Origin of the sequence: Streptomyces sp. CB02009, assembly GCF_001905825.1 — a bacterium.
Lineage (GTDB): Bacteria > Actinomycetota > Actinomycetes > Streptomycetales > Streptomycetaceae > Streptomyces.
This window is the reverse complement of the sequence record NZ_LIVV01000019.1, coordinates 5,233-17,987: the sequence shown is the minus strand read 5'-3', so window position 1 is coordinate 17,987 and position 12,755 is coordinate 5,233. Positions and strand designations below refer to the sequence as shown.

Annotated in this window: 9 protein-coding genes; all 9 read left to right on the top strand. The window is 72.2% G+C overall.

Annotation, left to right across the window (positions count from 1 at the left end):
* Positions 1-938 precede the first annotated feature (938 nt).
* The 9 genes from AMK27_RS40285 (at position 939) to AMK27_RS40245 (ending at position 12,590) form a co-directional block, all read left to right on the top strand.
* Positions 939-2,597: a CTP synthase gene (locus AMK27_RS40285; protein WP_073919419.1), complete on the top strand. Its 1,659-nt coding sequence runs from the start codon at positions 939-941 to the stop codon at positions 2,595-2,597.
* A gap of 102 nt (positions 2,598-2,699) precedes the next feature.
* Positions 2,700-3,326, top strand: coding sequence for an NUDIX domain-containing protein (locus AMK27_RS40280; RefSeq protein ID WP_073919417.1), 627 nt, complete (start codon positions 2,700-2,702; stop codon positions 3,324-3,326).
* 731 nt (positions 3,327-4,057) lie between these two features.
* Positions 4,058-6,043 (top strand): AAA family ATPase, encoded by a 1,986-nt coding sequence (locus AMK27_RS40275; RefSeq protein WP_231075338.1) that lies wholly within the window; start codon positions 4,058-4,060, stop codon positions 6,041-6,043.
* 147 nt (positions 6,044-6,190) lie between these two features.
* Positions 6,191-7,306 (top strand): alanine dehydrogenase, encoded by a 1,116-nt coding sequence (ald, locus tag AMK27_RS40270; protein ID WP_073919414.1) that lies wholly within the window; start codon positions 6,191-6,193, stop codon positions 7,304-7,306.
* 449 nt (positions 7,307-7,755) lie between these two features.
* Positions 7,756-8,781, top strand: coding sequence for a ParA family protein (locus AMK27_RS40265; RefSeq protein ID WP_037637819.1), 1,026 nt, complete (start codon positions 7,756-7,758; stop codon positions 8,779-8,781).
* On the top strand, positions 8,766-9,275 hold the full coding sequence (locus tag AMK27_RS40260) for a hypothetical protein (protein WP_073919413.1): 510 nt from the start codon (positions 8,766-8,768) through the stop codon (positions 9,273-9,275). Before AMK27_RS40265 ends, AMK27_RS40260 begins: the two co-directional genes overlap by 16 nt.
* Positions 9,276-9,634: 359 nt before the next feature.
* Positions 9,635-10,747 carry a segregation and condensation protein A gene (locus tag AMK27_RS40255; protein ID WP_445194903.1) on the top strand — a complete coding sequence of 371 codons (1,113 nt, stop codon included), beginning with the start codon at positions 9,635-9,637 and terminating at the stop codon, positions 10,745-10,747.
* The gene (gene scpB / locus AMK27_RS40250; protein WP_073919409.1) at positions 10,744-11,349 is read left to right on the top strand and encodes an SMC-Scp complex subunit ScpB; all 606 of its coding nucleotides are present in this window, start codon (positions 10,744-10,746) and stop codon (positions 11,347-11,349) included. Before AMK27_RS40255 ends, scpB begins: the two co-directional genes overlap by 4 nt.
* Positions 11,349-12,590: a pseudouridine synthase gene (locus AMK27_RS40245; protein WP_073919407.1), complete on the top strand. Its 1,242-nt coding sequence runs from the start codon at positions 11,349-11,351 to the stop codon at positions 12,588-12,590. Before scpB ends, AMK27_RS40245 begins: the two co-directional genes overlap by 1 nt.
* Positions 12,591-12,755: the final 165 nt, after the last annotated feature.

Here is a 12,755-nt window from a genome sequence, read left to right as displayed (position 1 = left end):
GTGTCAGCCGGCTCTGCGTGTGTCAGCGGTCAGCGGTCATCAGCGGTCATCACGGTCAAGGGATCTTCGACGAGCTCTTGGGCCGGATGGGGCCCCCGGGTGTCCGGCTCCGGGGGAGGGCGGGGTGATGCCGCTGGCCGGCCGACTCGGCGGGATGTCCGAGCAGGATACGTCGCACCCTAGTGACCCGGTGATCACGTCGGTAACGGCGTTGCTCCGATCAGGTGAACGAGTCCGGTTCGGCGGCGGAAGGTCCGGCCGGTGTGGGGGCAGGGGCCGTCGGAACGTCTGCCGGGGGTTCCGGCGGACGTCCTGTGCCGCGCGGGTGAGCGACCGTGACAGCCACGGTGACGGCCGAGATGACACCCGGGGTGGCACCCGCGGCGACCGTCGAGGTGAGACCCGCGGTGACCGTCGTGATGGCACCCGCGGTGACCGTCGAGGTGAGACCCGCGGTGACCGTCGTGATGAGAGCCGCTGTGAGAGCCGCAGTGCGAGCTCCTCCCTTCTGCCCGGTGGGAGGCCGGTCCCCCCGTCGGCGGGGCGCTGCCCCCGTCCGTCGGGAGTCCCTTCCCCCGATCCGCCGGGCGACTCCGCCCGATCTGCCGGGGGCGGCCGTCCGGTCCGCGGGGGTGGTAGTCCGGTCCGTCGGGGGGTTTCGTACGGTACGCCGAGGGGCTCCGTCCCGTCCGTCGGGGGCTTCGTCCGGTCCGCCCGGGGGCTCGGTCCGCCCCGGTGTCGCCGTCCGTGAACACCCGACTGCCGCGTGTGGCCGGAAGCGGCCTCCCGATGTCGCTGATACCCTGGTACCCCGTGGACCGGTGGGAAACGGCGACAGCCGAGGACCCCGAAACCGCAGCGACGGCACCCCCCGATTCTTCCGGAGGGGACGCCGGTACGCACCTCCAGAACGCGACCACGGGAGCCCCCTCTTGGCGATGCCGCCCAAAACCACGACGACCAAGCACATCTTCGTCACCGGGGGTGTCGCCTCCAGCCTCGGCAAGGGCCTGACCGCCTCCAGCCTGGGTGCGCTCCTCAAGGCCCGGGGCCTGCGGGTCACGATGCAGAAGCTCGACCCGTACCTGAACGTCGACCCGGGCACGATGAACCCCTTCCAGCACGGCGAGGTGTTCGTCACCAACGACGGCGCGGAGACCGACCTGGACATCGGCCACTACGAGCGCTTCCTCGACGTCGACCTCGACGGCTCGGCCAACGTCACCACCGGCCAGGTCTACTCGCAGGTCATCGCCAAGGAGCGGCGCGGCGAGTACCTCGGTGACACCGTGCAGGTCATCCCGCACATCACCAACGAGATCAAGTCCCGGATCCGCCGCATGGCGACTGACGACGTCGACGTCGTCATCACCGAGGTCGGCGGCACGGTCGGCGACATCGAGTCGCTGCCGTTCCTGGAGACCGTCCGCCAGGTCCGCCACGAGGTCGGCCGCGACAACGTCTTCGTCGTGCACATCTCGCTGCTGCCCTACATCGGCCCCTCCGGCGAGCTGAAGACCAAGCCGACCCAGCACTCGGTCGCCGCCCTCCGCAACATCGGCATCCAGCCCGACGCGATCGTGCTCCGCGCCGACCGTGAGGTCCCGACCTCCATCAAGCGCAAGATCTCGCTGATGTGCGACGTCGACGAGGCCGCGGTCGTCGCCGCGATCGACGCCAAGTCGATCTACGACATCCCCAAGGTGCTCCACACCGAGGGCCTGGACGCCTACGTCGTCCGCAAGCTCGACCTGCCGTTCCGCGACGTGGACTGGTCGACCTGGGACGACCTGCTCGACCGCGTCCACAACCCCGACCACGAGGTCACCGTCGCGCTCGTCGGCAAGTACATCGACCTGCCCGACGCGTACCTCTCGGTCACCGAGGCCATGCGGGCCGGCGGCTTCGCGAACAAGGCCCGCGTCAAGGTCAAGTGGGTCACCTCCGACGACTGCAAGACCCCGGCCGACGCCAAGAAGCAGCTCGGCGACGTCGACGCGATCCTCATCCCCGGCGGCTTCGGCGACCGCGGTGTGAGCGGCAAGGTCGGCGCGATCCAGTACGCCCGCGAGAACAAGGTGCCGCTGCTCGGCATCTGCCTCGGTCTGCAGTGCATCGTCATCGAGGCGGCCCGGAACCTGGCCGACATCCCCGAGGCCAACTCCACCGAGTTCGACCCGGCGACCGCGCACCCCGTCGTCTCCACGATGGAGGAGCAGCTCGCGTACGTCGAGGGCGCGGGCGACCTGGGCGGAACGATGCGTCTCGGCCTGTACCCGGCGAAGCTCGCCGAGGGCTCGATCGTCCGCGAGGTCTACGACGACCAGCCGTATGTCGACGAGCGCCACCGCCACCGCTACGAGGTCAACAACGCCTACCGCGCGGAGCTGGAGAAGAAGGCCGGCCTGGTCTTCTCCGGCACCTCCCCGGACAACAAGCTCGTCGAGTACGTCGAGTACCCGCGCGAGATCCACCCCTACCTGGTCGCCACGCAGGCGCACCCGGAGCTGCGCTCGCGTCCGACGCGTCCGCACCCGCTCTTCGCCGGTCTGGTGAAGGCGGCCGTGGAGCGCAAGACGGGCAAGCCGGCGCAGTAGTCGTCGCGCGTTAACGTTGCCGGGGTACGGGTCCTGACGGATCCGTACCCCGGTTTTCCGTGTTTCTCGTGTTTTTCGTGTGCGGTTCGTGGGAGGACGCAGATGGAGTTGCAGGACACCCCGGAGGAGTGGCGGGTCGTCGCGACGACGACCCCGTTCCAGGGAAACAAGACGAGTGTCCGCACGGACGACGTGGTCATGCCGGACGGCACGGTCGCGCGCCGCGACTACCAGGTCCACCCCGGCTCGGTGGCCGTCCTGGCCCTCGACGACCAGGACCGGGTCCTGCTGCTCAAGCAGTACCGGCACCCGGTGCGGCAGAAGCTCTGGGAGATCCCGGCGGGACTCCTCGACGTCCCCGGCGAGAACCCGCTGCACGCGGCCCAGCGGGAGCTGTACGAGGAGGCGCACGTCAAGGCCGAGGACTGGCGGGTCCTGACCGACGTCTACACGACGCCGGGCGGCTGCGACGAGGCCGTACGGATCTTCCTCGCGCGCGGGCTCTCCGAGGCGGAGGGCGAGCGGTACGAGGTCTCCGAGGAGGAGGCCGACATGGAGCTGGCGCGGGTGCCGCTGGAGGAGCTGGTGCGGGGGGTCCTGGCGGGGGAGCTGCACAACAACTGCCTGGTGGTGGGCGTGCTGTCGCTGGCGGCGGCGCGGGCGGGCGGGGGTGTGGGGGCGCTTCGGGCGGCTGACGCGGAGTGGCCGGCGCGACCGTTCGAGGCGTAGCGCCTGCGGCGGGCGGGGGGAGGTAGGGCCCCGAGGCGGTGCGCACCTCCGCCGACCGGGCGCGGTCGAGCAGGCCCGCGCCCGCACCCCCGCCCACCTCCGCGTGGGCGCGCCCACGCCCTTGACCCCCGTCCGTGTGGACCGGTTGCCCGCGCCCTCGCCCCCGTCCGTGTGGGCCGGCGCCCGCGCCCTCGCCCCCGTCCGTGTGGGCCGGTGCCCGCGCCCCCGTCCGTGTGGGCCGGTGCCCTCGCCCCCCCGTCCGTGTGGGCCCTCGCCCGCGCCCGCACCCTCGCCCACCGCCGTGTGGGCAATCGTCCCGCTGGGCGGGACGGGTGGGCACACGGGACGGCGCGCTCTGGCGGCGCCTCCGCCCCTTGTGCCTGGACCCGCACCCGTAGGTGCGGTGCACCTGACTGCTGGGCGCGGCCCGCACCCGAAGCGCGGCGCACCGCGGGTGCGGGTCAGGGCGCGGGAGCCTAGGCCCGGCAAGGGGCGCCGGTCCGTTGTGCCCACCCTCCCCCAGACTCCGTCCGGGGGGACCCCCACGCCCCGGCGGAACGATTGCCCACAACGGGGGGAAGGGGGGTGGTATGAAGATCCGCTGATCCGATCGGGGGACGTCTTCGTCGTGCTCCGCCAGGTCCGGTGCACGCCCTGAACTACGCTCGGGATCGCCCGTGCGGAGCCCCCCGCGGGATCGGCTCGTGCGCAGGTGGACGGGAGCGTGGCCCGTGACGGATCAGGCGGTGGCGGCGGCCGGCAGCCGGCAGTTCTTCGGCCGGCAGCGGGAGTTGAAGGCCCTGCGCGCCGACATCGAGCGGACCGGCCTCGACACCCTGACCGGCCGCAAGGCACCCCGCGCCCGCGTCCTCCTGATCGCCGGCAAGCCCGGCTCCGGACGGACCGCGCTCGCCGAGGAACTCGCCGCCGGACTCTCCGACCAGTACCCCGACGGGATCTTCCGCGCCCGGCTCACCGAGCCCGGCGGCGAGCCCGTCCCGACCGCCCGCGCCGCCCAGGAACTCCTCGCCGCGCTCGGGGTCCCCGAGCCCCCCGGAGCCGCCGAGGACGAGCTGACCGAGCTGGTGCGCGCCGCGCTCGGCGAGCGCCGTGCCGTCCTCGTCCTCGACGACGCCGTGGACGCCGAGCACGCCGATCCGCTCATCCCCGACAACCCCGACTCCCTGGTGATCGGCGTCGCCCGCGGACCGCTCACCGGCATCCCGGACGTGCGGCCCTGCACCCTCGGCGGGCTCGACCCCAAGTCGGCCATCGAGCTGCTCACCGCCTTCACCGGCTCCGTACGGATCACCGTCGATCCGCAGGCCGCCGAGACGCTCGTCGAGGAGTGCGGCGGGCTGCCCGCCGCGGTCGTTCTCGCCGGCGGCTGGCTCTCCACCCGGCCCAAGGCCTCCGTCGCCGACCTGGCCAAGCGCCTGAGGGCGCTCAGCGGCGATCCGCTGACCCGTTCCTTCGCGCTCGCCCACGAGGCGCTGCCCGCGACCGCCGCGCGGATACTGCGCTACCTCTCCCTCGCCCCCCTCGGCCGGGCCGACGCCCACATCGCCTCCGCCCTGGCTGGCTGCTCGGTCTCGGCCGCCGCGACCACCCTCGCCGACTTCGCCGCCCTGGGGCTCCTCGCGGCCGGCGAGGACGGGCAGTACGAGGTCCCCGGCCATCTCGTCCCCCTCCTTCGCGCTCAGCTGGAGGAGCGCGACCGGCCCGCCGAGGTGCAGCTCGCCCGGGCCCGGATGCTGGAGCGGACCGTACGGCTCCTCCAGTCCTGCCGTGCGGTCACCGAACCCGAGGGCTCGCCGGCCCGCCGGAAGCTGGCCGGCCTGCCGCGCGCCCTGCGCTTCCCCCACGTGGCCGCCGGCGCCGACTGGCTGCGTTCCCGGCAGCCCTTCCTGCTGGCCTCCGCCCGGCTCGCCGTCGCCGACGGGGAGCTCGACACCCTGGCCCGCCGGCTGGTCGCCTCCCTGGTCAGGGCGCTCGCCGCGCACCGGGGCGCCGAGGCGGCCGCGCCCCAGCTGTACGGGCTCCACCAGCTTGTCCTTGACGTGGCCGAGCGGCGCGGGTTGCACCGGGAGCGGGCCGCCGCCCTCCTGAACCTGGCCGACCTCGACGCCCGCACCGGCAGGACGAAGGAGGCTCTGCTGCGATATCGGTCGGCTTTGGATGCCGGACGCGCAGCAAATGACCCGTACGCGACCGGTCGCGCAATGGAATCCGTAGGTGGCTCGTATCAGGAGCTGGGGGACTGGCAGCGGGCCGGCGACTGGTACGGGCGGGCGCTCGCCCAGCGCCTCGCCCGGGACGAGCGAGCGGATCAGGCCAGGCTGTACGCCCGCCTCGGCGCCGTACAGACCTACGCGGGCCGCTACGGCGAGGCCCTGCGGAACTGGCGGGCCGCCGCGGCGGGCTACCGTCGGCTCGACGATCTCCCCGGTTACGCACGGGCGTTGAGCGAGGCCGCCCGGGTCCAGGAGTACGCGGGACGGCCCGAGGAATCCCTCCGGACCTGCGAGGAGGCCGTCGAGTGGGCCCGGCGCGCCCAGGACACCCGGCTCCAGGCCGCGCTCCAGCTCCGGCTGGCCGACACCCTCGACCGGCTCGGCGACCCGGCCGCGGCCCGGCTGCACCGGGCCGCAGCCGAGAGACTGCTGGAAACGGAATCATCTGCCTACGAAATCCGCAGTGGGTCGATCGAAGATTAGTACTTTGAAAGGCTAGACAGCGGGAACTCCTTCATTAGACTGGGTGCGCCGCGTTCGAACGTGGTCTGCCCCGGTGCGCCTCAGTGCATCCGGGTATGTATCGCAGTGCCCCATGTATCCCCCCTGATTCAAGGACCGTGATCGACGATGAAGGTCGGCATCCCCCGCGAGGTCAAGAACAACGAGTTCCGCGTGGCCATCACCCCCGCCGGTGTCCACGAGCTCGTCCGCCACGGCCACCAGGTCTTCGTCGAGCAGAACGCCGGTGTCGGCTCCTCGATCACGGACGAGGAGTACGTCGCCGCCGGCGCCGAGATCCTCCCCACCGCCGACGAGGTCTGGGCCACCGCCGACCTGCTGCTCAAGGTCAAGGAGCCCATCGCGGAGGAGTACCACCGCCTCCGCAAGGACCAGACGCTCTTCACCTACCTGCACCTCGCCGCCTCCAAGGAGTGCACCGACGCGCTCCTGGCCTCCGGCACCACCGCCATCGCGTACGAGACCGTCGAGACCGCCAACCGCGCGCTCCCGCTGCTCGCCCCGATGTCCGAGGTCGCGGGCCGCCTGGCCCCGCAGGTCGGCGCCTACCACCTGATGCGCTCGGTCGGCGGCCGCGGCGTGCTCCCCGGCGGCGTCCCCGGCACCCACGCCGGCGAGGCGGTCGTCATCGGCGGCGGCGTCTCCGGCTGGAACGCCACCCAGATCGCCGTCGGCATGGGCTTCCACGTGACCCTGCTCGACCGCGACATCAACAAGCTCCGCGAGGCCGACAAGATCTTCGGCACCAAGGTGAAGACGATCGTCTCCAACGCCTACGAGCTGGAGAAGGCCGTCGTCGAGGCCGACCTCGTCATCGGCGCCGTCCTCATCCCGGGCGCCAAGGCCCCGAAGCTGGTCACCAACGAGCTCGTCGCCAAGATGAAGCCCGGAAGTGTCCTTGTCGACATTGCGATCGACCAGGGCGGCTGCTTCGAGGACTCGCACCCGACCACCCACGCCGAGCCGACCTTCCAGGTCCACAACTCGGTCTTCTACTGCGTCGCCAACATGCCGGGCGCGGTTCCGAACACCTCCACCTACGCCCTCACCAACGCCACGCTGCCCTACATCGTGTCGCTGGCGAACAACGGCTGGGCCGAGGCGCTGCGCCGCGACGCCGCGCTCGCCCTGGGCCTCAACACCCATGACGGCAAGGTGGTTTACAAGGAGGTCGCCGAGGCGCACGGTCTCGAGCACGTCGAGCTGAGCACCCTCCTGGGCTGACCCTCGCGGCACCGCCGTCAACGCGTGCCGTCAATGCCGCACACCCGGCCGGACCTTGTTCGACAAGGTCCGGCCGGACGCGTCTCGGCACCCGGAGGAACGTTCGGCCAACTCGCCTCGAACGTAACCCTTTAACCGTTTCGCACACCCCTGAAACGTGTGGATGCATGCGCGCGCACCCTTGACAGAGAGGTGTTCGGTTGCCGACACATCGGGCCGGGTCCGGCGGATTGTGTTGCTGCGGAGCGGTGACACGCCATAGAGTCGCCAACCGTCGGCATGGTGCCACGCTGACCTATCGATAAATGTTCCTGGTGACATCCAAGGAGGTAAGACGACTTGTGAATGAGTCGACAATTACTCCCGGGAGCGGTGCGCCAGGTGCTCCGATCGGCTCCGTCGCGGTGCGGACCTTCGCGACGCACCAGCCCATGACGACAGCCCACACGATGAAGACGATGGACGGCCTACACGTGAACGCCACGGCCGGCAACGAGATGGGCCGAGAGTCCACCCACTTCGCCGCCTTTGACGAGGTGCCCGAGGGGCACTTCTACGACCCCGACGCCGAGTACGAGCCCGACCCCGAGTACGCGGCCACCCTCGCACCCGACGCTGCCCGCCAGCGCCGCGAGCGGATCGGCCCGACGGGACGGCCCCTGCCGTACTTCCCGATCCCCGGCCCGCTGACGGACCACGGACCCGCGAAGATCATCGCGATGTGCAACCAGAAGGGCGGCGTCGGCAAGACCACGTCGACCATCAACCTGGGTGCCGCGCTCGCGGAGTACGGACGACGGGTGCTGCTCGTCGACTTCGACCCGCAGGGAGCCCTGTCGGTCGGCCTCGGCGTGAACCCGATGGAGCTCGACCTCACCGTCTACAACCTGCTCATGGAGCGGGGCATGTCGGCGGACGAGGTCCTCCTCAAGACCGCCGTACCCAACATGGACCTGCTGCCGAGCAACATCGACCTCTCGGCCGCCGAAGTCCAGCTCGTCAGCGAGGTCGCGCGCGAGTCGACGCTCCAGCGCGCCCTGAAGCCGCTGATGAACGACTACGACTACATCGTGATCGACTGTCAGCCCTCGCTCGGCCTGCTGACCGTGAACGCCCTGACGGCGGCTCACAAGGTCATCGTGCCGCTGGAATGCGAGTTCTTCGCGCTCCGCGGAGTGGCGCTGCTGACCGAGACCATCGAGAAGGTCCAGGAGCGGCTCAACCCCGAGCTGGAGCTCGACGGCATCCTCGCCACGATGTACGACTCCCGCACCGTGCACAGCCGCGAGGTCCTCGCGCGCGTCGTCGAGGCCTTCGACGACCACGTGTACCACACGGTCATCGGGCGGACGGTGCGCTTCCCTGAGACCACGGTCGCCGGCGAGCCCATCACCACGTACGCCTCCAACTCCGTGGGCGCCGCCGCCTACCGCCAGCTCGCCAGGGAGGTGCTCGCCCGGTGTCACGCCGAGTGAGTCTGCCCGGCGCCGACGAACTCTTCCGTACGACCGGGGGGACGGCGCTCCAGGCGTCCGCACCCCGCCGGGCCGTCCCGGCACCCGCGGGCGAGAGCGACACGACGGCGGCCGAGGGCTCCGCGGAGCACGCGGCGGCTGACTCCGAGGCGTCGGAGCCGCGTGCCCGGACGGTGGAGCCCGAGGGTGCCGCCGCTCCGAAGCCCGCGACGCCGACCGCCGCGGTGCCCGCCCCGGCGGCGGCGCGGCGGCGTGGCGGCCGGGCCCCGAACCGGCGGCCCAGCGGCCGTGAGCGCCACGACGAGAAGATCACGGTCTACGTCTCCGCCGAGGAGCTGATGGACCTGGAGCACGCCCGGCTCGTCCTCCGGGGCGAGCACGGTCTCGCCGTGGACCGGGGCCGGATCGTCCGGGAGGCCGTCGCGGTCGTCCTGGCGGACCTGGAGTCCCGCGGCGACGCGAGCATCCTCGTGCGCCGCCTGCGCGGCCGCTGACGGTAGCCTGCGGGCTGCCGCGCTCCCCGTTCTCCTGGACCTCCATGCACCACGCCCCTGACGAAACGTCCCGTCCACCCCGCCGCCGCGCCCTGGGGCGCGGCCCGGAGGGCCCCGCGCCCACTCAGGCCGCGGGGGCGGGGCGAGACGGCCACGGGGCGTCCGACGCAGCCGCCACGCCCCCCGAGCCAGCCGGCCCTACGGCGGAGCCGGCGACCGCACCGGGGCCCGAGGAGGCCGCGCCGTCGACGGAGCCCGAGCCTTCGGCCGTGCCCTCGACCGGGCCTGAGCCGGGGCCCGTGCCTCCGGCCGTGCCCGTGCCGGGGCCCGTGCCTTCGACCGGGCATTCGGCTGAGCCCGTGCCTTTGGCCGTGCCCGAGCCGGAGCCGGAGCTCGTACCTGAGGTCGAGCCCGCCACCGAGCCCGTGCGCGCCCCGGGTCCCGTGCCCGCGCCCGGGGCTGAGACCCCGCCCGAGCCTGAGGTCGAGCCGGAGACCGTACCCGTGCCTGAGGCCGAGGTCGCCACCGAGCCCGCGCCTGAGGTCGAGCCCGCCACCGCGCCCGTGGCTGCGCCTTCGCCCGAGCCTGTGCCCGAGCCCGAGGCTGCGCCCGTGCCCTCGGCCGAGGACGAGCCCGCGCCCCCGTCCGCCGGCGAGCCCCCGGCCGGGGCCGGCGGTGGGGACGGGCGGTTCACCGTGCGGTTGGCTAATTTCGAGGGGCCCTTCGATCTGCTGCTGCAGCTGATCACCAAGCACAAGCTCGACGTCACCGAGGTCGCCCTCTCCCAGGTCACCGACGAGTTCATGGCGCATCTGCGGGCCCTCGGGCCCGACGGGGACCTCGACCAGACCACCGAGTTCCTCGTCGTCGCCGCCACGCTGCTCGACCTCAAGGCCGCCCGGCTGCTGCCCGCCGCCGAGGTCGAGGACGAGGCCGACCTCGCGCTCCTGGAGGCCCGGGACCTGCTCTTCGCCCGGCTCCTCCAGTACCGCGCGTACAAGCGCATCGCGGCGATCTTCGAGGAGCGCTGGGAGGCTGAGGGCCGACGCCATCCCCGTACGGTCGGGCTCGAACCGCACCACGCCGAGCTGCTTCCCGAGGTCGTCATCTCCATCGGTGCCGAGGGCTTCGCCAGGCTGGCCGTCAAGGCCATGCAGCCCAAGGCCGAGCCGCAGGTGTACGTCGACCACATCCACGCCCCGCTCGTCAGCGTCCGCGAGCAGGCCGCCGTGGTCGTCTCGCTGCTGCGGGAGCGCGGGACCGCGCTCTTCCGGGAGCTCATCGAGGACGTCGGCGACGACACCCTCACCGTCGTCGCCCGCTTCCTCGCCCTCCTGGAGCTCTACCGGGAGAAGGCCGTCGCCCTCGACCAGGAGACCGCCCTGGGGGACCTCACGGTCTCCTGGACGGGCGGGGAGGCCGATCCCGCGGCGGCCGTGACCGACGAGTTCGACCAGGAGACCACCGCATGAGCGACCTGAAGCCCTCCCTCGAAGCCGTCCTCATGGTCGTCGACGAGCCCGCCTCCGAGACGCATCTCGCCAAGGTCCTGGAGCGCACCCCCCGCGAGGTGGCCGACGCCCTGCGCGAGCTGGCCGACGAGTACACCGCCCAGGGCCGCGGCTTCGAGCTGCGGCAGGTGGCCGGGGGCTGGCGCTACTACACCCGCGCCGCCCACGCCGCGGCCGTCGAGGCCTTCGTCCTGGAGGGCCAGCAGGCCCGGCTCACCCAGGCGGCCCTGGAGACGCTCGCGGTCGTCGCGTACCGCCAGCCGGTCAGCCGTTCCCGGGTATCCGCGGTCCGCGGAGTGAACTGCGACGGGGTGATGAGGACCCTCCTCCAGAGGGGTCTGGTGGAGGAGGCGGGCGCGGAACCCGAAACAGGTGCGATCCTGTACAGGACGACGAACTACTTCCTGGAGCGGATGGGCCTGCGCGGCCTGGACGAGCTCCCCGAGCTCGCGCCCTTCCTCCCCGAGGCGGAGGCGGTCGAGCCGGACTCACTGGAAGGGGTCCCGTCGTTCGATCCGGATGCCCCGGATCGTGAGGACGACGACGACAAGACGGAAGTTTGATGCGAAGCAGCAGCGGCAGGAACAGCAGCGGAAACAACGGCGGGAGCCGTGGTGGCAACAGCGGCGGCCGCGGCGGCAGCAGCGGTGGCGGCCGGGGTGGCAGCGGCGCCGGCGGTGGCGGCCGAGGCGGCAGCTCCGGTGGCGGTGGCTACCGCGGCGGCAGCGGCTCCGGTGGCGGTGGCTACCAGGGCGGCGGCGGTGGCGGCTACCAGGGCGGCGGCCGTGACGGCCAGAAGAGCCCGAGCAACCCGCGCCGGCCTCGCCCCGAGGAGCGCTCCTACGACGTGAGCCCTCCCTCCGAGGCCCCGAAGAAGGGTCGCGGCTCCGCGGCCCGCGGCGGCGCCAAGGGCGGCCCCAAGGCCCCTCAGGGCGGTACTCCGCCCCGGCGCGGCCCGCACGGCCAGCGCCAGGCCCCGGCCCGCTCGCGCGAACTCGACGCCAAGATCGAGCAGCGCAACCGGGAGCGGTACGAGAACCGGCCGGAGATCAAGACCCCGAAGACCTTCCCCGGCGCCGAGCAGGAGGGCGAGCGGCTGCAGAAGGTCCTCGCGCGTGCCGGCATGGGCTCGCGGCGTGCCTGCGAGGAGCTCATCGAGCAGGCCCGCGTCGAGGTCAACGGCGAGATCGTCCTGGAGCAGGGCAAGCGCGTCGACCCGGAGAAGGACGAGATCAAGGTGGACGGCCTGACCGTCGCCACCCAGTCGTACCTGTTCTTCGCGCTGAACAAGCCGGCCGGTGTCGTCTCCACCATGGAGGACCCGGACGGCCGTCAGTGCCTGGGCGACTACGTCAACAACCGTGAGACGCGTCTCTTCCACGTCGGCCGGCTCGACACGGAGACCGAGGGCATCATCCTGCTCACCAACCACGGTGAGCTGGCCCACCGCCTCACGCACCCGAAGTACGGCGTGAAGAAGACCTACCTGGCCGCCATCACCGGTCCGCTGCCCCGTGAGGTCGGCAAGCGGCTCAAGGACGGCATCCAGCTGGAGGACGGCTACGCCCGCGCCGACCACTTCCGCGTGGTCGAGCAGACCGGCAAGAACTACCTGGTCGAGGTCACGCTGCACGAGGGCCGCAAGCACATCGTGCGCCGCATGCTCGCCGAGGCGGGCTTCCCGGTCGAGAAGCTGGTCCGTACGGCCTTCGGCCCGATCGGTCTGGGCGACCAGAAGTCGGGCTGGCTGCGCCGGCTCACCAACACCGAGGTCGGCATGCTGATGAAGGAAGTCGGCATGTAAGGCCTTCCGGCCTCCGCAGGACCCGAGAAGCCCGTGACCGCCACCCGGCGGTCACGGGCTTCGGCGTTCCCGGGTGGCGCGGTGGGCGGTGGTGCCGTCGGCGCCGTGCTCCCGGGCTTGTGGCCGAAGCCCGTCGGCCTTTATAGTCAACATGACTCTTAAGGA

What these genes read in the sequence shown, in the direction of transcription:
- AMK27_RS40285 (WP_073919419.1), top strand. Translation starts at nt 939, where the DNA reads ATGCCGCCCAAAACCACGACGACCAAGCACATCTTCGTCACCGGGGGT.
- AMK27_RS40280 (WP_073919417.1), top strand. Translation starts at nt 2,700, where the DNA reads ATGGAGTTGCAGGACACCCCGGAGGAGTGGCGGGTCGTCGCGACGACG.
- ald (WP_073919414.1), top strand. Translation starts at nt 6,191, where the DNA reads ATGAAGGTCGGCATCCCCCGCGAGGTCAAGAACAACGAGTTCCGCGTG.
- AMK27_RS40265 (WP_037637819.1), top strand. Translation starts at nt 7,756, where the DNA reads ATGAAGACGATGGACGGCCTACACGTGAACGCCACGGCCGGCAACGAG.
- scpB (WP_073919409.1), top strand. Translation starts at nt 10,744, where the DNA reads ATGAGCGACCTGAAGCCCTCCCTCGAAGCCGTCCTCATGGTCGTCGAC.
- AMK27_RS40245 (WP_073919407.1), top strand. Translation starts at nt 11,349, where the DNA reads ATGCGAAGCAGCAGCGGCAGGAACAGCAGCGGAAACAACGGCGGGAGC.